The organism is Stenotrophomonas sp. PS02298 (genome assembly GCF_029959445.1).
Classification (GTDB): domain Bacteria; phylum Pseudomonadota; class Gammaproteobacteria; order Xanthomonadales; family Xanthomonadaceae; genus Stenotrophomonas.
In genome coordinates, this window is the sequence record NZ_JASCOR010000055.1 from 1 (window position 1) to 26848 (window position 26848).

The 26848-nt window shown below is 64.0% G+C and carries 29 protein-coding genes; 4 read left to right on the forward strand and 25 right to left on the reverse strand.

Annotation, left to right across the window (positions count from 1 at the left end):
- Positions 1-169: 169 nt before the first annotated feature.
- The 4 genes from QMX78_RS10140 to rocF form a co-directional block, all read right to left on the reverse strand.
- Positions 170-391, reverse strand: a complete 222-nt coding sequence (locus QMX78_RS10140; protein ID WP_282269033.1) for a CsbD family protein — start codon at positions 389-391, stop codon at positions 170-172.
- A 189-nt stretch (positions 392-580) separates the two neighbouring features.
- Positions 581-718 carry an entericidin A/B family lipoprotein gene (locus QMX78_RS10145; protein ID WP_282269035.1) on the reverse strand — a complete coding sequence of 46 codons (138 nt, stop codon included), beginning with the start codon at positions 716-718 and terminating at the stop codon, positions 581-583.
- Between the two features lie 54 nt (positions 719-772).
- On the reverse strand, positions 773-925 hold the full coding sequence (locus tag QMX78_RS10150; RefSeq protein WP_282269037.1) for an entericidin A/B family lipoprotein: 153 nt from the start codon (positions 923-925) through the stop codon (positions 773-775).
- Positions 926-1069: 144 nt separating this feature from the next.
- Complete coding sequence (gene rocF, locus QMX78_RS10155; protein WP_282269039.1) at positions 1070-1990, reverse strand: arginase; 921 nt, start codon at positions 1988-1990, stop codon at positions 1070-1072.
- A gap of 160 nt (positions 1991-2150) precedes the next feature.
- On the opposite strand from rocF, the gene QMX78_RS10160 reads away from it, so the two are divergent.
- Positions 2151-3341, forward strand: coding sequence for an NnrS family protein (locus QMX78_RS10160; protein ID WP_282269041.1), 1191 nt, complete (start codon positions 2151-2153; stop codon positions 3339-3341).
- A gap of 9 nt (positions 3342-3350) precedes the next feature.
- Here the strand turns inward: QMX78_RS10160 and QMX78_RS10165 are convergent, their stop codons facing one another.
- The 19 genes from QMX78_RS10165 to moaA form a co-directional block, all read right to left on the reverse strand.
- Positions 3351-4016: an ATP-binding cassette domain-containing protein gene (locus QMX78_RS10165; protein WP_282269043.1), complete on the reverse strand. Its 666-nt coding sequence runs from the start codon at positions 4014-4016 to the stop codon at positions 3351-3353.
- Positions 4006-4689, reverse strand: a complete 684-nt coding sequence (gene modB, locus QMX78_RS10170) for a molybdate ABC transporter permease subunit (protein WP_197606690.1) — start codon at positions 4687-4689, stop codon at positions 4006-4008. Before modB ends, QMX78_RS10165 begins: the two co-directional genes overlap by 11 nt.
- 2 nt (positions 4690-4691) lie before the next feature.
- On the reverse strand, positions 4692-5432 hold the full coding sequence (modA, locus tag QMX78_RS10175; protein ID WP_282269045.1) for a molybdate ABC transporter substrate-binding protein: 741 nt from the start codon (positions 5430-5432) through the stop codon (positions 4692-4694).
- Positions 5433-5453: 21 nt separating this feature from the next.
- Complete coding sequence (locus QMX78_RS10180; RefSeq protein WP_135965914.1) at positions 5454-6230, reverse strand: helix-turn-helix domain-containing protein; 777 nt, start codon at positions 6228-6230, stop codon at positions 5454-5456.
- A gap of 7 nt (positions 6231-6237) precedes the next feature.
- Entirely contained in the window at positions 6238-7449 is a 1212-nt protein-coding gene (locus QMX78_RS10185; RefSeq protein ID WP_282269055.1) for a coproporphyrinogen III oxidase, read from the reverse strand.
- Between the two features lie 44 nt (positions 7450-7493).
- Positions 7494-8825: a nitrate/nitrite transporter gene (locus tag QMX78_RS10190; RefSeq protein ID WP_282269057.1), complete on the reverse strand. Its 1332-nt coding sequence runs from the start codon at positions 8823-8825 to the stop codon at positions 7494-7496.
- A gap of 23 nt (positions 8826-8848) precedes the next feature.
- Positions 8849-9739 (reverse strand): peptidylprolyl isomerase, encoded by an 891-nt coding sequence (locus tag QMX78_RS10195; protein WP_282269059.1) that lies wholly within the window; start codon positions 9737-9739, stop codon positions 8849-8851.
- 3 nt (positions 9740-9742) lie between these two features.
- Entirely contained in the window at positions 9743-10447 is a 705-nt protein-coding gene (narI, locus tag QMX78_RS10200; protein WP_004146540.1) for a respiratory nitrate reductase subunit gamma, read from the reverse strand.
- Positions 10444-11124, reverse strand: coding sequence for a nitrate reductase molybdenum cofactor assembly chaperone (gene narJ / locus QMX78_RS10205; RefSeq protein ID WP_282269063.1), 681 nt, complete (start codon positions 11122-11124; stop codon positions 10444-10446). Before narJ ends, narI begins: the two co-directional genes overlap by 4 nt.
- A complete protein-coding gene (gene narH, locus QMX78_RS10210; RefSeq protein ID WP_282269065.1) occupies positions 11121-12665 on the reverse strand; it encodes a nitrate reductase subunit beta in 1545 nt (514 codons plus the stop codon). Before narH ends, narJ begins: the two co-directional genes overlap by 4 nt.
- Positions 12665-16420: a nitrate reductase subunit alpha gene (locus tag QMX78_RS10215; RefSeq protein WP_282269067.1), complete on the reverse strand. Its 3756-nt coding sequence runs from the start codon at positions 16418-16420 to the stop codon at positions 12665-12667. Before QMX78_RS10215 ends, narH begins: the two co-directional genes overlap by 1 nt.
- Before the next feature lie 69 nt (positions 16421-16489).
- Complete coding sequence (locus QMX78_RS10220; RefSeq protein WP_282269069.1) at positions 16490-17908, reverse strand: NarK family nitrate/nitrite MFS transporter; 1419 nt, start codon at positions 17906-17908, stop codon at positions 16490-16492.
- A gap of 148 nt (positions 17909-18056) precedes the next feature.
- Positions 18057-18428: a hypothetical protein gene (locus QMX78_RS10225; protein ID WP_282269071.1), complete on the reverse strand. Its 372-nt coding sequence runs from the start codon at positions 18426-18428 to the stop codon at positions 18057-18059.
- Positions 18425-19000: a molybdenum cofactor guanylyltransferase gene (locus QMX78_RS10230; RefSeq protein ID WP_282269073.1), complete on the reverse strand. Its 576-nt coding sequence runs from the start codon at positions 18998-19000 to the stop codon at positions 18425-18427. Before QMX78_RS10230 ends, QMX78_RS10225 begins: the two co-directional genes overlap by 4 nt.
- Positions 18972-19472 (reverse strand): molybdenum cofactor biosynthesis protein MoaE, encoded by a 501-nt coding sequence (locus QMX78_RS10235; protein WP_282269075.1) that lies wholly within the window; start codon positions 19470-19472, stop codon positions 18972-18974. Before QMX78_RS10235 ends, QMX78_RS10230 begins: the two co-directional genes overlap by 29 nt.
- 1 nt (position 19473) lies before the next feature.
- Positions 19474-19734, reverse strand: a complete 261-nt coding sequence (locus QMX78_RS10240; RefSeq protein WP_282269077.1) for a MoaD/ThiS family protein — start codon at positions 19732-19734, stop codon at positions 19474-19476.
- On the reverse strand, positions 19731-20993 hold the full coding sequence (glp, locus tag QMX78_RS10245) for a gephyrin-like molybdotransferase Glp (protein ID WP_282269078.1): 1263 nt from the start codon (positions 20991-20993) through the stop codon (positions 19731-19733). Before glp ends, QMX78_RS10240 begins: the two co-directional genes overlap by 4 nt.
- On the reverse strand, positions 20990-21988 hold the full coding sequence (gene moaCB, locus QMX78_RS10250; RefSeq protein ID WP_282269079.1) for a bifunctional molybdenum cofactor biosynthesis protein MoaC/MoaB: 999 nt from the start codon (positions 21986-21988) through the stop codon (positions 20990-20992). The genes glp and moaCB overlap by 4 nt, the downstream gene beginning before the upstream one ends.
- 8 nt (positions 21989-21996) lie before the next feature.
- The gene (gene moaA, locus QMX78_RS10255; protein ID WP_282269081.1) at positions 21997-22977 is read right to left on the reverse strand and encodes a GTP 3',8-cyclase MoaA; all 981 of its coding nucleotides are present in this window, start codon (positions 22975-22977) and stop codon (positions 21997-21999) included.
- Positions 22978-23172: 195 nt separating this feature from the next.
- On the opposite strand from moaA, the gene QMX78_RS10260 reads away from it, so the two are divergent.
- Positions 23173-23577, forward strand: coding sequence for a ribonucleotide reductase subunit alpha (locus QMX78_RS10260; RefSeq protein ID WP_282269083.1), 405 nt, complete (start codon positions 23173-23175; stop codon positions 23575-23577).
- A 28-nt stretch (positions 23578-23605) separates the two neighbouring features.
- Here the strand turns inward: QMX78_RS10260 and QMX78_RS10265 are convergent, their stop codons facing one another.
- Positions 23606-23932, reverse strand: coding sequence for a hypothetical protein (locus QMX78_RS10265; RefSeq protein ID WP_282269085.1), 327 nt, complete (start codon positions 23930-23932; stop codon positions 23606-23608).
- Positions 23933-24136: 204 nt separating this feature from the next.
- Positions 24137-24733: a TetR/AcrR family transcriptional regulator gene (locus QMX78_RS10270; protein ID WP_282269086.1), complete on the reverse strand. Its 597-nt coding sequence runs from the start codon at positions 24731-24733 to the stop codon at positions 24137-24139.
- Positions 24734-24907: 174 nt separating this feature from the next.
- On the opposite strand from QMX78_RS10270, the gene QMX78_RS10275 reads away from it, so the two are divergent.
- On the forward strand, positions 24908-25753 hold the full coding sequence (locus QMX78_RS10275; RefSeq protein ID WP_282269088.1) for a universal stress protein: 846 nt from the start codon (positions 24908-24910) through the stop codon (positions 25751-25753).
- 588 nt (positions 25754-26341) lie between these two features.
- Positions 26342-26773, forward strand: coding sequence for a CBS domain-containing protein (locus tag QMX78_RS10280; RefSeq protein ID WP_282269090.1), 432 nt, complete (start codon positions 26342-26344; stop codon positions 26771-26773).
- The last annotated feature ends 75 nt before the right edge of the window (positions 26774-26848 follow it).

Sequence of the window (26848 nt, forward strand, 5' to 3'; positions counted from 1 at the left end):
GGCGTAAGCCGCGAAGCTGACATTGCCCCAACCTTTGCAAGTTGTGCCATCTGATGACGCCCTTGCTTCGCGGCTTACGCCGCTCCCACAAAGGCAAAAAAGAAACCGATGCCAGAGGACTGGCATCGGTTCCTGATTGAGGCGAACGACTTCCCTCAGTCACCCGGCATCAGTGGTAATCGGGGTAGTCCTTGTGCAGCGCCTTCTGGAAGTCGCGCACTTCGGTTTCCGCGCGGTCCTTGGCCCAGCCGTAGCGCTCCTGCAGGCGACCTGCGAGGTATTCGGCGTTGCCTTCGGCCACTTTCATGTCGTCATCGGTGATGTCGCCCCACTTGGCCTGTACCTTGCCCTTGAGCTGGGTCCACTTGCCGGAAATGATGTCTTTGTTCATTACGCTGCTCCTTCGGGGGATACGCGTTTGATTCGCGTGGGGCCACCTTCGCCCAAGCGCTGTTGGCATCAGGTCCATGTTTCGTTGTTCGCCACTGACCTTGGTGAACATCGCTTCAGCTAGCAAACTCCGCGCATGAAAAAGGCCGGCATTGCCGGCCTCTTCGTTCATCTGGGTGGCGCTACGGGATCAATGCCCCTTGGCAGCACCTTCAACTTTCTCGCCCACCTTCTGCACGTCCTTGCCGGCACCGGCTACCGTGTTGCAACCAGCCAGCACTGCGACCGAGAACAGCGACAACATCATCAGGGCAACCAAACGCTTCATGTGTTTCTCCTGTGGTGGTTCCATCGGTGCGGTCCACAACGGACCGCGTGTTCATCAGCACTTGCCGTCTTTGCAATCCTGCGCCTTGTCCTCGACCTTTTCACCGACCTTCTGCATGTCCTTGCCTGCGCCCGCCACGGTATTGCAGCCGCTGAGCATGCCAACCGAGAACGCGCCCACCAGGGCCAACATCAACAGTCGCTTCATCATTCGTCTCCTCCTCTCTTTCAAGGCAGATGCCGTCGCCGGTAACCGGCGGCAGGCACGTCGTGTGTGAAGACGAATCTGGCGGCTGGGCCGTGTGCTCCGCGTGAAGCCGCGCAGCCCACGTTCATCGATGTCGGCCGATTGTTAATCCCGCATCAGCGTGGATTTGCCAAACAGGCTCTCCACCAGGTCCACGGCCAGCTCAGCGGTGCGGTTCTGGTGGTCGAGCAAGGGGTTCAGTTCGACGATGTCCAGTGAGCCCATCAGCCCGGTGTCGGCGATCATCTCCATCACCAGCTGCGCTTCACGGTAATTCACGCCACCCGGAACCGTGGTGCCAACGCCCGGCGCGATGCTGGGGTCGAGGAAATCCACGTCGAAACTGACATGCAGGTGGGTATTGGCGTCGATGCCATGCAGCGCGGCTTCCATCGTCCGCTTCATCCCGGCTTCGTCGATGTAGCGCATGTCGTAGACATCCACGCGGTGCTGCTTGATCAGGCGCTTCTCTTCCGGGTCGACCGAGCGGATGCCGATCTGGTGCACCTGCCACGGTGCAATCGCCGGGGCGCTGCCGCCGAGGTGGGTAAGGCCTTCCGGGCCGAGGCCACACAGGCAGGCCACCGGCATACCGTGGATGTTGCCTGACGGGGTGACATCGGAGGTATTGAAGTCCGAATGCGCATCCAGCCACAGCACGCGCAACTGCTTGCCCTGCTCACGGCACCAGCGCGCGACCGCGGTGATCGAACCCACGCCCAGGCAATGGTCGCCGCCGAGCATGATCGGCATGCGGCCTTGCTTCAGCTCGGCGTAGCTCGCCTCCATCAGCGCGTGGTTCCAGGCGACTACTTCGTCGAGATGACGGTAGCCCTGCACCGGACCGGTCCACGGATTGCGCGGGCCATCGAGGTTGCCGATATCGCGCACGTCCACGCCGCGTTCGACCAGCGCCTCAGGCAAGCCGGCAATGCGCAGCGCCTCCGGACCCAGCCGCGCACCACGCGCGCCCGCACCCACATCGGTAGGCACGCCAATCAGCGACACCGGACGAAAACCAGCCATACGACCTCCGTTGCAAATGAAATCAGTTTAGCGAGCCGACCCGCATCCGCCTTGCGGCAGCGCAGCAGGCATAGCCGGATTGTGCGCGGCGAAGATGACTTTTATCAGGCAGCGCCGCCGCAGCCGGGCGGATACTCGGCCCGTGAACAAGACCTCACCCATGCCAATCCTCCTTGCCGCCCCGCACCGGCTGTTGTTCTTCATTGGCGTGACCAACCTCGGCCTGGCGATGGGCTGGTGGGCGCTGTGGCTGGCCGGCTTGCAGCTGGGCACTCCCCTGCCCGCGCCCGGCTTGCCGCCGGCCTGGCTGCATGGGCTGTGGATGCAATACCTGGTGCTGCCCAGTTTCATCTTCGGCTTTCTGTTGACCGTATTCCCACGCTGGATGGGATTGCCGGCGCTTCCGCGCTGGCAGTACGCCGGGGTCGGCGGTGGCCTGTTCGGGGCGCAGATCGCGCTGCTTGCGGCCAGCCTCGGCTGGCAACCAGGAATGCGGCTGGCCCTGCTGTTGGCGTTGCTGGGTTGGGCATTCGGCCTGGTCGCACTCGACCGTTTGCTGCTGCAGGAGAAAGGCCGCACCTGGCATGCGTGGTCGTGCTGGTCCGGCTTGCTGCTGGGCTGGATAGGCCTGCTCTGCTTCGCGATTGCTGCCGCAGGCGGTGATGTCCGCTGGCAGGCACTGAGCGTGTCGATCGGCACCTTCGGACTGTTGCTGCCGATCTACACCAGCGTCGCCCACCGCATGTTCCCGTTCTTCGCCGGCAATGTGGTGCCGAGTTATCAGGCATGGCGGCCACCGCAGTGGCTGGCGACCCTGTGGGCGCTGTGCCTGCTGCACCTGCTCGGCGAAGCGCTGCTGCTGCCACTGGTCATGCTGCTGGCCGATGCCGGCCTGCTGCTGTTGTCGCTGTACTCGCTGTGGCGCTGGTGGCCGCGCGGTCCCAAGCCGCCGTTGTTGAGCGTGTTGTTCTACGGGCTGGCATGGTGGCCGTTGGCGATGCTGTTGTATCTGCTGCAGGACATCGCCGGGCTGGCCGGCCATCCCGGCTGGCTGGAGCGCGCGCCGCTGCATGCCTTGGCGATTGGCCTGTTCGGCAGCCTGCTGGTGGCGATGGTCACCCGCGTGACCCAGGGCCATTCCGGGCGTGCGCTGGTGATGCCGGTGGTCGCCTGGATCGCCCTGCTCGGCCTGCAGCTGGTTGCACTGCTACGCATCCTCGCGCCGCTGCTAAGCGACCCTTGGCGCTGGCATGCCGTCGCCGCCGCAGGCTGGCTGCTGGTGCTTGCACCGTGGCTGCTGCGGCTGGCGTGGATCTACTGGCGCCCGCGTGCGGATGGCAAACCGGACTGAGCGCTGCGCTCAGACCTGCACGCGGCCGTCAGCCAGATGCACGACCTGCTGGCCGAACATATCCACATCTTCGGGATCATGGCTGATCAGCAGCAGCGGGATGCCGGTCTGGTCCAACACTGTTTCGAGTTCCTGGCGCAGATGCGCACGCAAGGCGTGGTCAAGTGCAGCGAACGGCTCATCCAGCAGCAGTGCCTGCGGCTTGGTCACCAGTGCACGTGCCAAGGCGGTGCGCTGACGTTGGCCGCCGGAGATCTGCGACGGCAGCAGGTCACCGAGGTGATCGATGCGGAAAGCCTGCAGCCATTGCTCCACCGCATCGACGCGACGTGCGCGCGACGGGTTCAACAAACCCTGCTGCAGGCCGAAGCCCACGTTCTGCCGCACCGTCAAATGCGGGAACAAGGCGTAGTCCTGGAACACATAGCCGATGCGGCGCCGCTGCGGTGACAGGTTGATACCTGCCGCCGCATCAAACAGTGCCTGCCCGTGCATGCGGATCGCACCGGTATCCGGCTGCAGTAACCCGGCAACGGCCTTCAGCGTCAGGCTCTTGCCTGCACCAGACGGACCGAACAACACCACATTGCGCTGTGTGCAACGCAAGGCCGCCTGCAGCTGGAAGTGCTGGCCTGCAGCCTGCAGCTTGCGTTGGATATCCAGCTCAAGCCACATTGCGTGCCCCCTCCTGCCGCCGCCCGACCAATCGCGCGGCAAGCAGCAGCACGCTGATGCAGACCAGCGAGGACAGCAGCACCAAGGCGTTGGCGCGACCGTCATTGCCTGCCTGCACCGCCTCGTAGATGGCGATGGACAAGGTCTGGGTGCGGCCGGGAATGCTGCCAGCGACCATGATGGTGGCGCCGAACTCGCCCATCGCGCGGGCGAACGCCAGCAGCAGGCCGGCAAGAATGCCGCGCCATGCCAGTGGCAAGGTTACCCGGAAGAACAGCGCCAGCTCGGATACGCCCAAGGTACGCGCGGCCTGTTCCAGCTGCCCATCCACATCCTCGAAGGCCGCACGCGCCGGCTTGAACACCAACGGAAACGACGCGACTGCGGCAGCGATCACCGCTGCCTGCCAGGTAAACACAAGATTGATGCCGAAGCTGCTCTCCAGCCATGCGCCGAGCGGGCCCTTGCTGCCGATCAGCACCAGCAGGTAATAGCCGAGCACGGTTGGCGGCAACACCATCGGCAGGGTAAATATCGTGTCCAGCAACTCACGGCCGGGGAAGCGCCGCCGCGCCAACAAGGCACCAAATCCGACACCGAGCACGAGGTTGATCGCGGTCGCCCAGCCGGCCACCTTCAACGACAACCACAGCGCGCTCCAGTCCAGATCCAGCATCAAGGGCTGCCGAAGCCGTGCCTGTGCAGGATGGCCTGGCCCTGCGCCGAGCGCACGAAGGCGATGAAGCGCTTGGCTTCGGCGGCGTTGCGGCTGGTCTTCACCATTGCCAGCGGATAGCTGATGCCACCTGCAACCGGCACCTGGAAGGCGCGCTGTACGCGCTCGCTCATGGCCTGTGCGTCGGTGGCATAGACGAAGCCTGCATCCACTTCACCACGTGCCACATAGTCCAGTGACTGGCGCACGTTCTGGGTGCTGATCATCTTGGCCTGCACTGCCGGCCACACACCGGCCTGCTGCAGCGCACCGCGTGCATAGCGCCCAACCGGCACGCTGTCGGGATTGCCGATGGCAACGCGCTTCACATCGGCTTTGGCCAGCGCCGCCAACGTGGTCGGCTTGTTGCTGGCCTGCGGCGGCACCACCACCCACAGGCTGTTCTGTGCGAATACGTTCTGTGTCGTTGGATCAATAAGACCTTCGGTATTGGCCTGCGTCATCGTGGCCTGGTCGGCCGAGGCCAGCACGTCGACCGGCGCGCCGCGTGCGATCTGCTGCAGCAAGGTGCCGGAGGCGGCGAAGTTCAGATCTACCTTCGTTCCCGGGTTCGCCTTCTCATACGCAGCGGAAATCTCGCGAAAGCTTTCAGTCAGGCTGGAAGCCGCGGAGACCGTCAGATCAGCCGCGCTTGCCGGCAGCGTGACGGCCAGCAACAACAACGCCCACAGCTTGTTCATGCATGCATCCTCGGTTGGGCATCATTCGCTTGCGTCATCGGTGGCCGCCATCAGCGCCAGCCGCTCGGGTTGCAGCAGGATGATCTCGCGCTGCTTCACCGCGATGACTTCCTCGTCACTCAACCGGCGCAATACCCGGCTGGCGGTTTCCGGTGCCATGCGCAGGTAATTGGCGATCTCGGTGCGGGTCATGGTCAGGTTGAAGCGGTGTGCCGAGAAGCCACGCCGCGCGTAGCGGCTGGAGATATCCAGCAGGAACGCGGCCATGCGCTCCTCGGTGCGGTAATTGGCGGCCAGCAGCGCCGCCTTGCCGATCTCAGCACTGAGCAGGCTGAACAGTTTGGCCTGCAGGCCGGGCATGCGGCTGGCCAGCATGCTGATGCGCGGAAACGAGATACGGCACAGATGCACGGTATCCAACGCCACCGCATTGCAGGGATAACGCGATCCGTGGATGGCGTTCAGGCCGATCACTTCGCCAGGCAAGGCGAAGCCCAGCACCTGTTCGTTGCCGAGGCTGTCATCGACAAAGGTCTTGACCATGCCGGCCCGCACCGCAGCGATTGCATCGAAGGGTTCACCCGCGCGGAAGATGTAGTCACCGGCGTGGTACGGCCCAACGTGGTCGACCATCACATGCAGCTCGTTCAGCGCGGTCTTGTCATAACCCTGCGAACTGCAGGCATCGGAGAACGCACAGGTCGTGCAGAAATGCAGCGCGTCACCGTCGCCGGCAGCGGCTGGATTCGGCGTCGCGGTGCCCAGGGGGCCGCGCGGTGGGGGTGTAGGTGACGTCATTCCGTTTTCAAGCAACAGCGGCCAAGGGGCGGAAGCACGCTGCGATCATACGCCACAGCAGCTCACCTTCGTTCTGGATCAACAGCATGTCGCCGTCCCGGCGCAGCCAACCGCGTTCGATGAACATGGCGACGCGGCTCCACGCGTGCTCGAAACAGGCATCGAATGGCTGTGCGTTGCGCCATTCGAAGGCGCGCATGTCCAAAGCGTGGTCGCAGGCCAGGCTCTGCACCACCTCATCGGTCATACGTTCATGCTCGGAAAGAATAAGCCCCGAGGATATTCCTGGCTGCCCAACCACCAGGCAGGCGCGCCAATGGCTCGGCTCCGGCTCGATGCGGCAGATGACATCGCCGATCTGGCTGCAGGCGCCCACACCAATGCCGAGCAGGTCATGGCGCTCGCGGCGCGGCACCCCGAGCAGGTCGCAATGACGCTGGCCATCACCGTTGCGCAGCGGCATTGGCAGGTCCGGCCGCTGGTAGTGGTCACCGCCCAGGGGCAGGTAGCCGCCTGCACGCAGCAACCGCCAGGCCTGCAGCCAGTCCGTTGGCAACGGGTACTCGGGCAGCAAGGCAGGCGACGGCAGGATGATGCGTTCGGGCGCCAGCTCCAGCACACGCTGCAGCCGCTGCAGGAACGACACATCGGCGTAGCACGGCACGCGCAGCTGGTAGTAACACGCGGTGAATCCGGTCTGCTGGGCTTGCGCCAGCATCGCCGGGCCATCGACGCCGGCATGGTCGATCACCGTCATCCGGGTACAGCCGACCTCGCGCAATGCAGCCGGTGCGACATCGCTGGCCGCATCCAGGCGAACTTCCACCTGCGGCCGGGCGATGGTGCACAGCTGCTCCGGCACCGCATCCAACAGGCGGCCCAGCAGGGCGGGGGGCAGATGCTCGACGATGCCGGGCTGCAGCACCATGGCCGCCACTTCGCGGTCGCTGGCCAGCATCCTGGCATGCAGGCGCAGGCATACCAGCAGCGCGTCCAGCACGTTCTCGGCGCGCTCCAGCTCATGCGGGGGTGCGCAGAAGCCCAGCGTCAACGCACGTGGAATCAGATGCTCGTTGCTGGCCTGCATGGCCGCGCGCCAACCCGCCTCGGCGAAGCCGGGGCTCAGCTCCGCCGGCGCCGGGAACAACACGTGCGCGGGTTGCTGCAGCAATGCAACATGCAATGTGGCGTCATCCATCCCGGCGGTCTCTACTGACATGCATCCATCCTCGCGCAGCGACCGCCGGGTTTCACTGATCTGGATCAAGCCCGCCGCTGTTTCTCCGCGGCGGCGGCGTCGATGGCTTCGGGCAGGTCGGTCTCACGATCGAGCTGCGGGAAGTTGCGACGCTCCATCCGACGGATGGCGAAGTGCATCCACGCCAGCGCAATGCTGACCAGCACGAACAGCAGCATGAAGCAGCTGCTCCAGATGCCGAGCGCATCATTCAAGGCGCCAAACACGATGGGCAGGATGAAGCCGCCAAGGCCGCCGATCATGCCGACCACGCCGCCCACCGAACCCACGTGCTGGGGGTAGTAGACAGGGATGTGCTTGTAGACCGCGGCCTTGCCCAGCGACATGAAGAAGCCGAGCACGAACACCAGCACGGTGAACAGAGTCACGCTGATCGCCAGGTGGAAGCTGATCTCGCCGTGTATGCCCTGCACGATGTAGCGGGTATCCGGATAGGCCAGGATGAAGGTACAGATCACCGACACCCCCAGCGTCCAGTACATCACCCGCCGTGCACCGATGCGGTCGGACATCCAGCCGCCCACCACCCGGAACAGGCTGGCCGGGATCGAGTAACACGCAGCCAGCACGCCGGCCGTGCCCACGTCCATGCCGTAGGCGCCGACCAGGTAGTGCGGCAGCCACAGTGCCAGCGCGACGAAGCCGCCAAACACGAAGAAGTAGTACAGCGAGAAGCGCCACACCTGCAGGTTCTTCAGCGGCGCCATCTGCTCGGCGAAGGACATCGGCTTGACGCCACTGCGACGGCGGTCTTCCAGCGAAGGATCTTCCTTGCTGAACAGATAGAACAGGATGGCGGTGACCGCCAGGCCGACGGCCCACAGCTTGGCCACCATCATCCAACCCGACGCCACCATCACCAGCGGCGCCAGCAGCTTGGTAACCGCTGAACCGATATTGCCGGCACCGAAGATGCCCAAGGCGGTGCCCTGCTTCTCCGCCGGGAACCACTTGGACACATAGGTGACGCCGACCGAGAAGTTGCCGCCGGCGATGCCGACGAACAGCGCTGCCAACAGGAACTGCGGGTAGGTCTGCGCGTAAGTCAGCAGCCATGTCGCGACTGCACCGCACAGCATCACCAGGGTCATCACCTTGCGCCCGCCGAACTGGTCGGACCAGATGCCGAGGAAGACGCGGATCACCGAACCGGTCAATACCGGGGTGGCGATCAGCAGGCCGAACTGGGTGTCGTTCAGACCCAACTGCTCGCTGATCTGGATGCCGATGATGGCGAAGATCATCCACACCGCGAAACACACGGTGAAGGCGAAGGTACTCAGCCACAACGCACGTTGCTGCTCGCCGCTGCTGATGTTCTGCAAATTCTGGCTCATTGCCGCTCCTGGGGGATTACGTCTTACTCAGCCTGTGCTTCGATGTCTTCCAGCCCACGCACCGGGTAACGCTCGCGCAGTTCGAGCAGGAACTGCTGCACGTCGCGCTGGCGCACCTGCAATTCGAGGTAATCGCTGATCTGCGGCTGCACCTGCTCGAAGGTGAGCGCCGTGCCGGCTTCCAGCGCATCGATGCTGACCACGTGGTAGCCCCAGCGCGATTCCACCGGGAAACCCGCCAAGCCCTGCCGCAGGCGGAACACCTGGCGATCAAACTCGGGCGTGGTCTGGCCGCGTTGCAGCCAGCCCAGATCGCCGCCTTCACTGCTGGACCGGCACTGCGAGTGCCGCGCGGCCAGATCGGCGAACAGATGCGGCTGTTCCAGCAGTTCGGCAATCAGCTTCTCGGCCTGGGTGCGTGCCTTCAGCCGACCGGCGATATCGTCGGCCGGTGCCGCCAGCAGGATGTGGTGCACACGGATACGGTCGGGCGAGCGGAAGCGCTCGGGGTTCTGCGCGAAATAGCGCTGGCAGTCGTCCTCGCTGGGTACGCGGTCTTCCAGCATCTGTTCGATCAGTTGCTGGATGCGCGCTTCCTCGCTGGTCTCCTGGCCAACGCCGGGGGCATCGGCCAGGCCAAGCCGTTCGGCTTCCAGCCGCAGCAGTTCGCGTACCACCAGCGCACGCGCCGCATCGGCACGCGACTGCTCCGGGCGCATCGCCCGGTGGTATTGCATCTCGCGGGCGATGTCGGCCTCGCTGATCGGCGTGTCCTGCACGTACAGGCTGCACGGCGCCGGTTGGCCGAGGCTGCGCGGACCGTCATCGGCATCGTGATGGTGGCCGGCCTCGGCCGGCACCGGTGTCTTTGAGTCGATGACGGTGATCGGGAGAATGCGTGGCAGGCTGCCCATGAGTTACTCCCGCGGACCGTAGCGCAGCGTGGCCTGGCGACGACGCACCACCTGGTACGGACGCCACAGGTAGCTGATCGGCACGCTCCACACATGTACCAGGCGGGTGAACGGTGCGATCAGTACCAGCGTCAGGCCGAGGAAGATGTGCGCCTTGTAGACCCAATGCACGCCTTCGACGTAATCGGCGGCACCGGCACGGAAGGTGACGATGTGCTGCGCCCACTCGGCCAGCATCACCATCACCCCGCCATCGAGATGGCCGGCGGAGACCTTGATGCTGTACAGGCCAAGGCAGAGCTGGGCGAACAGCAGCACCAGTACCAGCGTGTCACCGAAGCTGCCGATCGCACGTACCCGCGCATTGGTCAGGCGACGCACCAGCAGGATGGTGATGCCGACGAAGCACAGCGCGCCGAAGAAGCCGCCAACCACCATCGCCAGCAACTGCTTCTGCGAGGAAGTGATGAAGGGCTCGTACAGCGCATGCGGGGTCAGCAGGCCGACGAAGTGGCCGCCGAGGATGGCGATGATGCCGATGTGGAAACAGTTGCTGCCAAAGCGCATGCCGCGGTCAGACAGCAACTGGGTGGAGCCGGTACGCCAGCTGTACATCGCCTTGTCGTAACGCGCCCAGCTGCCGATCAACAGCACCGCCACCGCGATGTAGGGATAGAACTGGAAGGCGAATTGATTGAGGTAATTCATGGCTGGATCTCCCGCGGCTGCGCGCGTGCCGGTGAACGATGGGGTGGATCGCAATCCTGCGAAGGTGCATCGGCGCCAAAGCGCACTGCTTCCTCTTCCCACAGGCGGTCCATGGCTTCGACGGTGTCGTCGCGCACTTCTTCGCTGGCGCGTTGCCGCAGCACGGCCAGGTTGACCTTGCCCTCGCCCGCCTCGACCAGGATCTCCAGCAGCACCGCATGCGGCAGCTGCCGCTCGGCGGCACGGGCGGCGAGCATGCCGGCGATGTGGCCGATGTGGTGCAGCCAGTCCTTTGCCTCGGCCTGAGGCCGATGCGATAGGTATTCCAGCAGCAGCGGCAGGTAGTCCGGCAGCTCTCGCGCATCCAGCTCGAAACCGTTCTTGCGATAGGCGTCGATCAGGTCGACCATGGCCTGGCCACGGTCACGCGATTCGCCGTGGATGTGTTCGAACACCAGCAGGCTCATCGAGCGGCCACGGTCGAAGGTGGCCAGCCAGCGGTCCTGTGCGTCCAGCGGGTCGGTGGCAAGCAGGTCACGGACGAAGGTCTGCAACTGCCTGCGACGGGCCGGCGACAGCGCCGGATCATCGCAGGCCTCGAGCAGCTCCTCGCCATGCTGCCAAAGCTCGTCACGCGGATAGTCCAGCAACACGCCAATCAGCTTGAGCACACTCATTTCACCACCTCATGCCGGTGCTGGCGGTTGGGATGCACCGCGAACGTGGTGCTCTTGCGCTGGGTGAACAGATCGGCCGGGCTGTCGCCGTTGCAGCCATTGCCGAAGGTGAAGCCGCAGCCGCCACGTTCGCCGAAGGCGTCGTTGGCGTACTCGCGGTGCGCGGTCGGGATGACGAAGCGATCCTCGTAGTTGGCGATGGCCAGGTAGCGGTACATCTCCTCCACCTGCCTCGGGGTCAAACCGACCTGTTCGAGCACACGCATGTCTTCCACACCATCCACGTTCTTGCCACGGCGCCAGGCACGCATCGCCATCAAACACTCAAGTGCGCGGATGACTGGCGCTTCGTCACCTGCCGTCAGCAGGTTGGCCAGGTAACGCACCGGGATGCGCAGCGAGGCGATGTCCGGCAGCTCGCCGCTCATGCCGACGTGGCCACGCTCGGCCGCCGACTGGATCGGCGACAACGGCGGCACGTACCAGACCATCGGCAAGGTGCGGTATTCCGGGTGCAGCGGCAGCGCCAGCTTCCAGTCGATGGCCAGCTTGTAGACCGGCGACTGCTTGGCCGATTCCAGCCAGCTGTCGGGAATGCCTTCAGCACGCGCGGCCTCGATCACCGCCGGGTCGAACGGGTCAAGGAAGATGTCCAGGTGCGACTGGTACAAGTCCTTCTCCGCTGCCACCGACGCGGCTTCGGCAATGCGGTCGGCGTCGTACAGCATCACCCCGAGGTAGCGGATGCGGCCCACACAGGTTTCCGAACACACGGTGGGCTCGCCCATCTCGATGCGCGGGTAGCAGAAGATGCACTTCTCGGACTTGCCGCTCTTCCAGTTGTAATAGATCTTCTTGTACGGGCAGGCCGATACGCACATGCGCCAACCACGGCACTTGTCCTGGTCGATCAGCACAATGCCGTCTTCCTCGCGCTTGTAGATCGCGCCCGAGGGACAGGCCGAAACGCAGGCCGGGTTGAGGCAGTGCTCGCACAGCCGCGGCAGGTACATCATGAAAGTCTTTTCGAAGGCGCCGTAGATCTCCTTCTGCACCTTGTCGAAGTTGTAATCACGCGAGCGCTTGGAGAACTCGCTGCCGAGGATTTCCTCCCAGTTCGGGCCCCACTCGATCTTCTCCATGCGCTGGCCGGTCAGCAGCGAGCGTGGACGCGCGGTCGGCTGGTGCTTCAGCTCAGGCGCGTCATGCAGGTGCTGGTAATCGAAGTCGAACGGCTCGTAGTAGTCGTCGATCTGCGGCAGGTCGGGGTTGGAGAAGATCTTGGCCAGCATGCGCCAGCGGCCACCGGCGCGCGGCACCAGCTTGCCGCTGCCGTTGCGCACCCAACCGCCGTTCCACTTTTCCTGGTTTTCCCATTCCTTGGGATAACCGATGCCGGGCTTGGTCTCGACGTTGTTGAACCAGGCGTACTCCACGCCTTCGCGCGAGGTCCACACGTTCTTGCAGGTGATCGAGCAGGTGTGGCAGCCGATGCACTTGTCCAGGTTCAACACCATCGCAATCTGGGCACGTACTTTCATCACACCACCTCCCGTGCGGCGCCCGAGGCATTCGAGTTTGATTGCTCGTCATCCAGCCAATCGATCTTGTCCATCTTGCGCACGATCACGAACTCATCGCGGTTGGTACCGCAGGTACCGTAGTAGTTGAAGCCCCAGGCCAGCTGCGCGTAGCCGCCGATCATGTGGGTGGGCTTGAGCACGATGCGGGTCACCGAGTTGTGGATGCCGCCGCGGGTGCCGGAGATCTCCGAACCCGGCACGTTGATGATGCGTTCCTGGGCGTGGTACATCATCGCCATGCCCGGCATCACGCGCTGGCTGACCACCGCACGCGCGGCGATCGCACCGTTGACGTTGAACAGCTCGATCCAGTCGTTGTCCTCGATGCCGGCATTGCGTGCATCGTCCTCGCTCAACCAGACGATGGGACCGCCACGCGACAGGGTCTGCATGATCAGGTTGTCGCTGTAGGTGCTGTGGATGCCCCACTTCTGGTGCGGGGTGATCCAGTTCAGCACGATCTCCTTGTTGCCGTTCTGGCGCTTGTTGAGCAGCGGCTCCACCGTGCGTGTATTGACCGGTGGCCGGTAGCTCATGAAGGCCTCACCGAAGTCGATCATCCACTCGTGGTCCTGGTAGAACTGCTGGCGGCCAGTCACCGTGCGCCACGGAATCAGCTCGTGCACATTGGTGTAGCCGGCGTTGTAGCTGACGTTGTCGTCTTCCAGCCCGGACCAGATCGGCGAGGAAATGATCTTGCGCGGCTGCGCCTGGATATCACGGAAGCGGATCGCCTCGTGTTCCTTGCCCAACGCCAGATGCGTATGCTCGCGGCCGGTGAACGTGCCCAGCGACTCCCAGGCCTTGACCGCGACATGGCCATTGGTTTCCGGTGCCAGGTGCAGGATCACTTCGCAAGCGTCGATGGCGGTATCAATCGCCGGCCGGCCCTGGCTGATGCCTTCGTCCAGCACGGTGTGGTTGAGCTTGCCGAGGAATTCCACCTCGTGCTTGGTATCCCAGCTCATGCCCTTGCCGCCGTTGCCGAGCTTGTCCAGCAACGGGCCCAGCGAGGTGAACTTGCGGTAGAGGTTGGGGTAGTCGCGTTCGACCACCGCCATGCTCGGCATGGTCTTGCCGGGGATGGCTTCGCACTGGCCCTTCTTCCAGTCGGCGACGCCGAACGGCATGCCCAGTTCGTTGGGCGTGTCGTGCAGGGTCGGCACCAGCACCAGGTCCTTCTCGACACCGAGCACGCCCGGTGCCATGTCGCTGAGCGTGCGTGCGACGCCCTTGAAGATTTCCCAATCGCTGCGTGATTCCCAGGCCGGGTCCACCGCCTTGGACAGCGGATGGATGAAGGGATGCATGTCCGAGGTGTTGAGGTCGTCCTTCTCGTACCAGGTGGCGGTTGGCAGCACGATGTCCGAGTACAGCGCGGTGGTGCACATGCGGAAGTCCAGCGTCACCAGCAGGTCGAGCTTGCCTTCCGGGGCTTCGTCATGCCACTTCACGTCCTCGGGCTTGACCGCGCCCATCTCACCAAGATCCTTGCCCTGCAGGCCATGACGCGTGCCGAGCAGATGCCGCAGCATGTACTCGTGGCCCTTGCCGGAGGAACCGAGCAGGTTGGAGCGCCAGATGAACATCATGCGCGGGTGGTTCTGCGCCGCATCCGGATCGGCGAAGGCGAAGTCCAGCGAGCCGTCCTTGAACTTGGACAGCGCGTAGTCGGCCGGTGCGACGCCAGCCTGCTCGGCTTCGCGCACCAGTTGCAGCGGATTGCGGTCCAGCTGCGGTGCACTCGGCAACCAGCCCATGCGCACTGCGCGCAGGTTGAGGTCGGCCAGGCTGCCGCTGTACTTGGAGGCATCGGCCAGCGGCGACAGCAGTTCGTCCACCTGCAGCTTCTCGTAACGCCACTGCCCGGTGTTGAAGTAGAAGAACGAGGTACCGTTCATCTGCCGCGGCGGGCGGCTCCAGTCCAGACCGAAGGCCAGCGGCTGCCAGCCGGTCTGCGGGCGCAGCTTTTCCTGGCCCACGTAATGCGCCCAGCCACCACCGGTCTGGCCCACGCAGCCACACATGACCAGCATGTTGATCAGGCCGCGGTAATTCATGTCGTTGTGGAACCAGTGGTTCATGCCGGCGCCGACGATGATCATGCTGCGACCATGGGTCTTGTCGGCGGTGCGGGCGAACTCACGGGCGATCTCGATCACCTCGGCGCGTGACACGCCGGTGATGCGCTCCTGCCAGGCCGGCGTACCCGGCACGTTGTCATCGAAGCTCTTGGCGACATTGCCGCCGCCGAAGCCGCGATCAACGCCGTACTGCGCCAGCAGCAGGTCATAGACCGTGGCCACCAGCGCTTCGCCACCATCAGCCAGCTGCAGGCGGCGCAGCGGGATATTGCGCTCCAGCACTTCCTCGGCCGGTGCGGCGGTCCAGCCGTCGCTCTCGATGCCGCCGAAGTATGGGAAGCTCACCGCCTCGATGCCATCGTGGATATCGGCCAGGCTCAGGCGCAGGCGCGTGTCATGGCCATCGCTGGCCTTTTCCTCGATGTTCCACTTGCCCTTCTCGCCCCAGCGGAAGCCGACCGAGCCATTCGGCACGGTGATGTCGCCGCTGTTCTCGTCGAACGCCAGCGTCTTCCATTCGGGATTGTTGCTTTCACCCAGCCCACCGAGCTCGCTGGCGCGCAGGAAGTGGCCCGGCACCAAGCGGCCATCGGCGCGGCGCTCGATGCGCACCAGCATCGGCATGTCCGAATACTGGCGGCAGTAGTCCTGGAAGTATTGCGAGGGCGTGTCGACGTGGAACTCGCGCAGGATCACGTGGCCGAAGGCGAATGCCAGTGCGGCATCGGTACCCTGCTTGGGATGCAGCCAATGGTCGGTGAGCTTGGCCAGCTCCGAGTAGTCGGGGCAGATCGACACCGTCTTGGTGCCGTTGTATCGGGCCTCGGTGAAGAAGTGCGCATCCGGCGTACGCGTCTGCGGCACGTTCGAGCCCCAGGCGATGATGTAGCGGCTGTTGTACCAGTCGGCTGATTCCGGCACGTCGGTCTGCTCGCCCCACACCTGCGGCGAGGCCGGCGGAAGATCGCAATACCAATCGTAGAAGGACAGGCAGGCGCCACCGAGCAGCGACAGATAGCGCGCACCGGCCGCATAGGACACCATCGACATTGCCGGAATCGGCGAGAAGCCAACGATACGGTCCGGGCCGTATTCCTTGGTGGTGTAGAGGTTGGAGGCGGCGATGATCTCGTTGGCCTCGTCCCAGTTCAGGCGCACGAAACCGCCCATGCCGCGCCGACGCTTGTACTCACGCGACTTGGCCGGGTCCTGCACGATGCTGGCCCAGGCCTCGACCGGCGACAGGGTCTTGCGGGCCTGCCGCCACATGCGCAGCAGCGTGCCGCGGATCAGCGGGTACTTGAGCCGGTTGGCGCTGTACAGGTACCAGGAATAGCTGGCACCACGCGGGCAGCCACGTGGCTCGTGATTGGGCAAGTCCGGGCGGGTGCGCGGGTAGTCGGTCTGCTGGGTTTCCCAGGTGACCAGGCCGTTCTTGACGTAGATCTTCCAGCTGCAGGAGCCAGTGCAGTTCACGCCGTGAGTGGAACGTACGATTTTGTCGTATTGCCAGCGCGCGCGATAACTGTTTTCCCAGTCCCGCCCTTCGCTCTTGCTGAACCCATGGCCATCGGCGAAGGGTTGTGGATCACGCTTGAAGAACTGCAAGCGATCAAGGAAATAGCTCATGGTGAATCTCCGTTCGCAAACTGCTGCATCGTGGCTGTGTGTTGCATCTGGCTGCGGTGCATTGCCTTCTCAGCAGGGGGTTTCAGCCCCGCGCCGGTAGTACCACCACCAGGTAACCGCCAGGCAGGTGATGTAGAACGCAATGAAGCCGTACAGCGCCATATCGGGGCTGCCGGTCAAGGTGATGGAGGAGCCGTAGCTCTTGGGGATGAAGAAACCGCCGTAGGCACCGATGGCACCGGAGAAGCCGACAACGGCGGCGGACTCGATGCTGGCCTGATGGGCAGCGGCCTTCTTGCCTTCGGCGCCTTCATTGGCCGACAGACGCTCGTGCAGGGTGCGGAAAATCACCGGGATCATCCGGAAGGTGGTGCCATTGCCGATGCCGCTGAGCACGAACAAGGCCATGAACGAGAGCAGGAAGCCGACGAAGCTGCCGCCCTGGCCATTGCTGGGCAGGAAGTGCAGAACACCGAACACGGCTGCGATCATCAGCGCGAACACCCAGAAGGTCAGCCGTGCGCCGCCCCAGCGATCCGCCATGCTGCCGCCCACCGAGCGCATCAGCGCGCCCAGCAGCGGGCCGATGAAGGCGTAGGCCAGTGGATTCACATCCGGGAACTGGCTCTTGACCAGCATCGGGAAGCCGGCGGAAAAACCGATATAGGAACCGAAGGTGCCGATGTACAACCAGCACATCAGCCAGTTGTGCTTGCGGCGGAAGATCACCGCCTGCTCGGAGAACGAGGAGCGGGCGCTGGTCAGGTCATTCATGCCGAACCAGGCGGCGATCGCGAAGAAGGCGATGAACGGCACCCAGATGAAACCGGCGTTCTGCACGAACAGGGGGGCGCCGCCGTCGGCCACCGCCTGCGGAGCGCCGCCCATCGCGCCAAACACGCCGACGCTGATGACCAACGGCACCACCGCCTGCGATACCGATACGCCGACATTGCCCAGACCTGCATTCAAACCCAGCGCCATGCCCTGGCGCTGCTTGGGATAGAAGAAGGAGATGTTGGACATCGACGAGGAGAAGTTGGCGCCACCGAAGCCACAGAGGATGGCAATCAGCACGAACACCCAATACGGCGTGGCCGGGTTCTGCACTGCGAAGCCCAGCCACAAGGTTGGCAACAGCAAGGATGCCGTCGACAGCGCGGTCCAGCGGCGGCCGCCGAAGATCGGGATGACGAAGGAGTAGAAGATGCGCAGCGTCGCGCCGGACAGGCTGGGCAGGGCCACCAGCCAGAACAGCTGGTCAGTGGTGAAGGCGAAACCGATCTTGGGCAGGCTGATGGTCACTGCCGAGAACAGCACCCACACCGAGAACGCCAGCAACAGCGCCGGAATCGATATCACCAGGTTGCGGGTGGCGACCTTCTTGCCGGTGCGTTCCCAGTAATCGGGATCCTCCGGCCTCCAATCGCTGATGACGCGACCGGGACCGGCATTGCTCTGCTTTACGACATCCCGACTGGCACTCATGCATGGCTCCAAGGCTGTGTGATACGGCGCTGGCTTGCTGTGCGGTTGCTTGCCCAGTCGCCACGGCGTCATTAGGCCCGGCGCCCCCTGGGGCAGTCTTGATCTTGATCAATCCAATGGCGCTCTCGCGCCACCTACCTGACAAATATCAACTGATGCTTACGGCGTCGGACGAATTGCGGCGCTGCACGCCGCGTTGGCGCACGCTGTCACGCACATCCACATCGAACTGAAGCTGCAGTGGCAGTGCCTGCGTTGGCAGCACGAAGCTCAAGCCGTCACGGCATGGCAGACGTGCCTGCAGCGCCAACACCTCTTCACGCGGCAACGTGATCATCAATGCGTGGGTATCGCCATCCAGCAGCGCCTCCGCCGTGTCGTGCAGCTGCAAGCGCTGCGACAGGGCTCCGGGCGTGCCAAGCCAGGTCTGGTTCTCCAGCACCTCGCCAGCGAGCAGGCGTGCCAGCTCGCTTTCATCAATGCGCAGCCGTAGCGACTGCGACTGGATCTGGACTTTCATGACGCAACTTCCTCCCATTGGCGGGGGGTATTGCAGTTCACAAGGCGGGCGGCGGCACCGGCTGGCAATGGCAGTTCCAGACCACCGAGGCGGCGTTGGAACATCCGTAGCGAGCGTGGCCCGTCTGTACCCGTGACCATTTCAAACAGCAGACTGCGGCATGTGCCGTCGATGTTCAAGTACATCGGTACCGGTTCTTCTGAATACGTCACACAAGGCGCCGTGCCTGCCTCGCGCAGCTGTCGCAGCAATGTCACATCAAGCAGCGGCATATCCACCGGTACCACCCAAGCCGGTCCATCGGCCAGGGTTTCCACCACGCTGTGGAGGCCACCCAGCGGGCCACAACGCAGCACCGCATCGGGCACCGAATCGAAGCCCGGATAGTCGCCACTCACCTTCACCGGCTGGGCACCAAGCGCGCGCAGCAGCGCGCAGCTGTGTTCGAGCAGCGAGCTCCCGCGCCAACGCAGCAGCGCCTTGTCCTGGCCCATGCGGCTGGACAGTCCGCCGGCCAGCACGATGCCGGCGACCGGCGCTGGTTCAATGCGAGTGGTCGTGGACATGCCCATCGATATGCGCGTGCTCGGTGTCGGGTTGGCACAGGCTGCAGCCCTCACTCCACTCGCTGTCGCCATTCTGGTAATGCTCCTGCTTCCAGATCGGCGAGCGGTGCTTCACCCCTTCGATCAACTGCCGGCAGGCGCGGAAGGCTTCGTCACGGTGCGGACTTCCCGCAGCGACGACCACGGCGACGTCGCCCACCGCCAGCCGACCCTTGGCATGCGCCACATAGAGCTTGATGCGGGGGCCGAAGTCGGCGGTGATTTCGTCAATCTGCCGCTGGAACTCGTTCAAGACCAGCGGCTCGAACAAGTCATAGGTGATACCCAACACCGGCCTGCCCTGGTTCAGATCACGCACCTTGCCGATGAAGACATCGATGCCACCGAAGCCTGGATCGGACACGGCTGCGATGCCTTCACCCGGATCAATCGCCGCGTCGGCACGGTCCACCACTTTCCATACACTTTCGAAGCTCATTTCAGCCTCCACTTACCGGTGGCAGGATGGCCACCCGCCCGTCGCGGGGCAGCACATCGTTGTCGCGCAACACGCGTTGTTCATCGGCAAATGCCGAGTAATCGACCAGGCCTGCCCGGAACTGCGGAAAACGCTGTTGCAGCAGCGCGCGCAACGCCCTGCGCAGGTCGATGACCTGCCCGCCTTCGACCGGCACGCGGATCTCGCGCTGCGGGTCCAGCTCCGAAAATGCGCCAAACAGCTGCACCACTATCTCTTTCATGACATCTCCTGCGGGCTGAGCTGCACCGGCTCGCGGTGGCCCCAGCCCTGTACACGTACCAGACTGCCGGCCGTGGCCAGATCGTCGTCACCCTCCAGCACCACCCACGCATTGGCGCGCAGCATGGTCTTGAGACGGAATGATTCCTGCCCGGCCAGCACACTCACTCGCAACTGCCCGCTGGCATCGGCCTGCACGCGCGCGCGCGCATGGAAGCGCAGGCCCGGCGGCTTGCGCACGTCGGCCTGCAATGGCAGCTGCAGAACGGTCTCTTCGGCCAGACCCAGCATCTTTCGTAGCACCGGCTCAACGAAGAAGCGCAGCCCAACCGCAGCGGAAATCGGGTTTCCCGGCAGGCCGAAGTACAAGGCGCCGTCGGCAAGGCGCGCGAACAGCAGCGGCTTGCCCGGGCGGATCGCGACCTTGTGGAAGATGATCTCGGCACCGCGTGCACGCAGCGCATCGGGAATGAAATCGTAGCGCCCCTGCGACACCGCGCCGGTGCTCAATACCACACGTGCACCGGCGGCCAAGGCCGCATCCAGCGCGGCATAAAAAGCGGCAACGTCATCACTGACCACGCCGTTCCAGACCACATCAGCACCCGCAGCACGCAGGCGGCTGACCAGGAACGGGCGATTGCTGTCGCGTATCTGTCCGGACTGCAGTTCCGCCGTCGCATCGCTGATCAGTTCTTTGCCGGTACTGATCACCGCAACCTGCGGCTGATGCTGTACCTGCACGGTGGCAACGCCGAGTGCATGCAGCAAGGTCATCGCATTGACGTCCAGCAGCGCTCCCGCAGCCAGCACGGTTTCGCCCAGTTCCACGTCCTGACCGCGAAGGCGAACGTGCTGGCCGGGCTTCACTGTTGCCTGCAGGCGCACCCGCGCAGGACGGCCATCCACGGCCTCCAGCACCTCGACCTGTTCAATCGGCACCACGCTGTCCAGACCGGACGGCATGCGTGCGCCGGTCATGATTTCCCAGGCCTGCGTGGAATCGCCGTCTGCAGCAGCGGTATCGCCTGCGGCCTGCCAACCCTGCACCTGCAGCACGGTGCCCGCTGGCACCGGTTGCCCGTTCGCGCACAGCGCGAAGCCATCCATCGCGGCGTTGTCGAACGGCGGCAGGTCCTGCGCGCTGTTTGACGGTGCAGCCAGTATCCGGTCGGCGGCAGTATCGATGGGCACCTGTTCGCTGCGCGCTGCCGGTGCAGCCATCAGTAACTGCTGCAGCGCCTGCGCATAACTGATCATGCGTGCGAGCCCCCATCCATCATCGCCAAGGCATGGCCGAGCACAGGGGTGAGGATATTCATGCATTGCGCGGCGGCACGTGGGCTGCCTGGCAGGGCGATGACCAGCAGATCACCCAGCTGCACCACTTCAGCACGGCTCAACCAGGCCATCGGAGTGTGCTGGGCACTGAGCCCGCGCAGCATCTGCGCCAGTCCCGGTACCGGGCGTCCACCCAATGCCTGCAAGGCCTCGGGCGTCAGATCACGCGGGCCCAGGCCAGTACCACCAGTGCACAGGCAGAGGCGCACACCGTCCGCGGCCAGCGCGCGTAGGCGCGCGACCAGCGGTTCGATGCCGTCGGCCAATACTTCACTGCTGACCACATCGCCGCCCAAGGCCTGCAGGCCCTGGACCAGCACCGGCCCGGACTCGTCGACGTAATCGCCGCGGCTTGCGCGGTCACTGAGGGTGATCACCGCACAGCGCGCCGCGCCCAAGGTCTTGGGCGGACGCGGGCGGAAACGTTCGAGTTCGCCTGCATCCATGCCCTGCGGGTGCGTCCACACGCCGCTCTTGCCGCCTTCCTTGAACAGCAGGCGGATACCACTGATTTCCAATGCCGGCTCGACCGGTTTGCTCAAGTCATACAAGGTCAGCAGGGCTGCATTGACGCCGGCCAGGGCTTCCATCTCGACGCCGGTACGCGCTTCGCTGGCGCACTCGCACCAGACCCGGATCGCCTGCCGTTCCGGCACCGGCGCGCAATAGACGCGCACCAGCTCCAACGGCAACGGATGGCACATCGGCATCAATGCCGAGGCCATTTTGGCCCCTTGCAGGCCGGCAATCTCGGCCATTACCAGCGCGTCGCCCTTGGGCAGGCGCCGCTCGACGATCAACGGGTAGGCAATCGGCCCGGCGATCAGCTCACCGACCGCCACCGCGCGGCGGCGGGTGATGCGTTTGTCACGTACATCGGCCATGTGGAATGCCGCACTTATCTGCCCACTCATTGCGTGTTTCATCCTCCAATCGAGGCCAGGTGCGGGGTAAGCCCGGTCTGGCCGAAATGCAATCCATGCCCGGCTGCCTTGAGCCCAAGCTGGGTGGTGATGCGCGCCAGCAGCGCGTCCTGGTCGTCGTCGGACTGCAGCAGCGGGCGCAGCGCCACGCCGAAGTCACCGAACAGGCACAGGCGCAGATCGCCGCGCGCGGTGACCCGCAGGCGGTTGCAGCCTTTGCAGAAGTCCTTTGAATACGGGGCGATGATGCCAACGCTGCCGCGATGCTCGGGATGGCTGAACTCACGTGCCGGGCCGGCATCGGCAGCGCGCTTGCGCTCACTCCAGCCGGCAGCCAGCAGCTGTTCGATGACCACATCGGCACGCAGGTGATGGCGCTCGTAATACTCGCGGTTGTCGCCGGTGCGCATCAGCTCGATGAAACGCACGCTGATGGGGCGCTCGCGCAGGAATTCCATCCACGCCGGCAGCTCGTCATCGTTGACGCCGCGCAGCAGCACCGCATTGAGCTTGATCGACTGCAGGCCCAGGGCCTGCGCGAGGTTGAGGCCCTGCATGATCTCGGGCAGGCGGTCGTGGCCGGTGATGGCATGGAAACGCTCGCGCTGCAGGCTGTCCATGCTGACGTTGAGCGCGGTCAGGCCAGCGCGGTGCCAGCCCGGCAGGTGCCGTGGCAGCAGGCAGCCGTTGGTGGTGATGGCCACCTTGCGGATGCCCGGCACCTTCGCCACGGTGGCGATGATCTGCGGCAGGTCCTTGCGCAGGCTTGGCTCGCCGCCGGTCAGGCGGATCTTGTGCATGCCCAACGCGGCAAACCCGCGCACCAGTCGCTCGATCTCATCCACCGCCATGAACTGCGGGCGGCCGTCGGCCTGGTAACCATCGGGCAGGCAATAGCTGCAACGGAAGTTGCAGGCCTCGGTCAGCGACAGACGCAGGTATGGAAAACTGCGACCGAAGCCGTCGGTGAGTTGGCTCATGGCTGTTTCACCTTCTGACTCCACGTTTGCACGCTCGCCCGGCATGCCGGGATACCCTCACCTTCGTTGACAGGCTGTCAGCCTACGCGGGGCATTGCGACGATGGCATGACTTAAATCAATCCGGACCTCCGCCAGACCTTGCCCGGCTGTGGCAGCATGGCCACTCAATGGCTTCCTCCTTGTGAAAACGATCATGATGCTGAGTGATTTCGGCGATTTACTGCGTGCCTCGCTGGAGCAGACCGAGCCACAACGCCTGTTGTTCGTATTCGTCAAAGCCGACCTGCCTGAATCTCCAACCGCCGATCAACATGCGCGCCATGACAGCGGCGAAGGTGGCACCCTGAGCCCGGTGCTGTGCGTGGACAAGGCGCCACAGGAAATCGCCTCGTTTGCTGCACTTGCCGCCGAGTCCGCAAAGACCGGCCTGGCATGGGATCTGGTATTCGTTGCCTCGCTGGATGGCCGCGCCGGCATCGCTCCCTCCAGTGATGAAGCCGCGCAGCCACTGCGCCTGATGGTCAATGCCGTCAACGACGGCCAGATCAGCCGCTTCGCCGCGTTTGACCGCGACGGCGCGCCGGTGCAGTTCTACTAGCACCCAGCCTGGCCCGCTTGCGACCCGGTCAGGTCGCAAGCTGCAGCAACAGGAAGAAGATCACCAGCACGGTGTTCAAGCCCCACGCCACGGTGAGCCCGCGTGCGGCCAAGCCATAGTTGGGGTTGTGCGCGCTGGGCGCGGCCCGCCACACCGTGGGAATTATCCATCCGGTGTAGAGCAGCAATACGGCGAACAGGCCGAGCAGCAGGCTGGTCCTGCCTTGCATCAGCGCCCATAGCGCCGCGGCCCATAACAGGTTGCTGGGAATCACCCCCTGCAGCCAGAACACACGCCACAAATGCGAGGGCGGCGACTTGTCGCCCGGGGTACTCATCGAACCGACAGCAGTCATGATCGGGACTCCTGAGTTGCGCAGCACTGTACCCGAGCTTGCACCGGCCAAGCGGCCGGGTCAAATCCGCTGGCAATCCTTGCATTGAATGCTATCGCCCTGCGTGATCATCCGGCTCGCCGAGCTTGCACACAGCAAGCCCTCTGGATGTCGCTCCGCCAGGTTCATGGGCAGCGCTCGTCTGCAGCACCTGGCAACGCATCTTCAATCCGCATCGTCCAGCAGGCAGCGCACCAGCTTCTCGACCAGACGGCTTACCTGTTCTCGGTCGACCTCCGCCCCCACCGCACCGCGCACCATCACGCCGTTGAAGATCGCAGAGATCATGTTCATCCGCAGCTCCACCTCGGCCGCGTCCATCCCCGCTGGCAGGCCGACCCGATTGGACAGCGCCATGAACTCGCCGGTCACCACCTTGTCCGATTGGCGCAGGATGCGGCGGATGGCCGGGTTGCGTGCGGCTTCGGCGGCCAGCTCCAATTGCAGCTCCAGGTAGGACGGGTCCAGGCAGCGGTCCACCGAATCGCTGGTCTGCCGTGCAACACGGGTTGCCAGGCTGCCGCCGCTTTCGTCTTCCTGCAGCTTGCGGGCCAGCTCGGAGAGGTTCTGTTCCTCGCGCTTGGCGATGGCCTCGACGATGGCTTCCTTGTTCTCGAAGTAGTGGTAGATGTGCCCCGGGCTCATCCCGGCCGCCTTCGAGATCTTGGCGATGCTGGTGCCGTGGAATCCATTGCGCCGGAAACAGGCGCTGGCCGCGTCCAGCACTTGCTGGCGGCGCGCCTCGCCCTTTTCCTGTCCCATCGGAGCGCTGCTGCTCGCATTCATGAAGTGAACCTGGAAGTGTCTGGGTCGGATTGATGCATGACCGCGGGCATGCACTGTAGTACGATCATTCTAACTAGAACGATCATTCTAGTTTTGATCGGAAGCACGGACGGCCCCCAGCCTCCGAGCCGAGCACAACGGAGCACACCCATGACCACCCTGCTGAAAGACATTGCAGTGCTGTTCGACGCCAGCGAATCCGGTCAACAGATCCTGGATACGGCAAGCCGGCTTGCCGGCGGCCATGCCTCGCATCTGATCGGCATCACCGCACTGGCCCAGCAACCAGCCACCCTGCAGGCAGGTTTTGCCAAGGGTGAGGCACTGCATGAAGTGATCGTCCGCCACCAGTCGGTGATGGCCGCGCGTGCGCTTCAACTCGGGCAGAACTTGAACGATGCATTGAGTCGTCACGCCGTGAGTGGCGAGCTGCGGGTGATCTCGCATGCAGAATCCAGCAGTGAGTCCTCTCTCCACGCCCTGTATTGCGACCTGCTGGTGGTCAGCCACCCGAACATCCCGGCCTCACCACTGACCTGGTCCGCACCGCAGATCCTGCAGCAATCCGGCATACCCATCCTGATCGTGCCGCGTGATTGGGCGGACAAACCCATCGGGAAGAAGGTACTGGTCGCATGGAACGGCAGCCGGCAATCACGCCGCGCCATTGCCGATGCGATGCCGATGCTCATCAAGGCCGAAGAAGTCACCTTGCTGATCATCGATGCAGAGCGCAACGCCGAGCTGCACGGCGACGAACCGGGCGCCGACATGGCCGCCTATCTCGCCCGCCATCACGTGAGAGTTGATCTGCAGCGCGTCACCTCCGCAGGTGTTCCCATCGCCGAGGTGATCGTTGCGCATGCACAGGACGCGCAGTGCGATATGGTCGTGTTTGGTGCGTATAGCCGCCCAAAACTCAGTGAAGCGCTGTTCGGCGGCGTGACCCGGACCCTGCTGGCGGAGGTTCCAGTCCCGCTGTTCGTTTCACAGTAGCTGCAACGATCACGTCCCTGCATCGAACAACGGCTGGGCGCACACGATCAAGCGGATGCGTCAGGCCAAACCAATCTCCTGCTGACTCTCCTTCAGCGGGGATGCCTCCCGGTCTCTCCCCCGACCGTGGAGTCCTGCAGTCCCTTGGACTGCGCGAATGTCGCGATGACGTCCGCGCCGGGAGGCGGTAGAGCTCCGCCTCCCGGCTTTTTACGGATGACGATGGAAAACGAAAGCGCATTCTGCGAGGACAACACTTCATTCGCTCCAGTATCCAAGCTGCGCCATGACATAAGTTCCGGCGATATCTGGAAACGCACGCGCAAACCGCGATTCAAGGCATGGGAGTGCATCGCGGCACGCGCAAGAGAACAACACCCGCACAGTGTCATACGTAACCTTTCTGCCTAAACGAACACGGAATGAATCAGCCGTAAATCCGCGACAAACCGTCTCATATACGCAAATACATCGCGGCTTTCCCACTCGTAGAATCGAAGTGCCGAGGACATCGCGGCAGTATCGCTACCACCACACAGGTAGCAAGGCGAACTATCCCGTTTGAGTAACCTGCAACAGGAAACATCAATGAACGTCCGCGAACTCCTGCAGTCAAAGAAACAAACCGTAGTCACCATCGATGTGGAAGACACCATTGGCGCTGCCGCGCACAAGATGAGCGCGCACAAGATCGCTGCGTTGGTGGTGATGAAAGACGACGCACCGGTAAGCATCATTTCCGAGAAAGACATCGTGCGCAGCCTTGCCGATGATGGCCCGCAGGCAGGACGCCGCGTCATTTCCACCCTTCCCTCCACCGGATTGGAAGGCATCGCACCCGAGGCAAGCCTCAAGCAGGCCATGGCATTGATGACCTACTCGCGCCACCGCCACCTGATGGTGACCGAAGGTTCGAAGCTGGTCGGCATCCTCAGCCTCGGCGATATCGTCAAGAACCTGCTCAGCGAACTGGAACTCGAGAAAGCAGTGCTGCAGGACATCTACACCGCCGCACACTGAACCACGAAGACGTGCTCAAGCTGACCCTGTGGGAGCAAACCGGGGTCAGAGTGGGGTTTCGTGTCGAAACCCCCC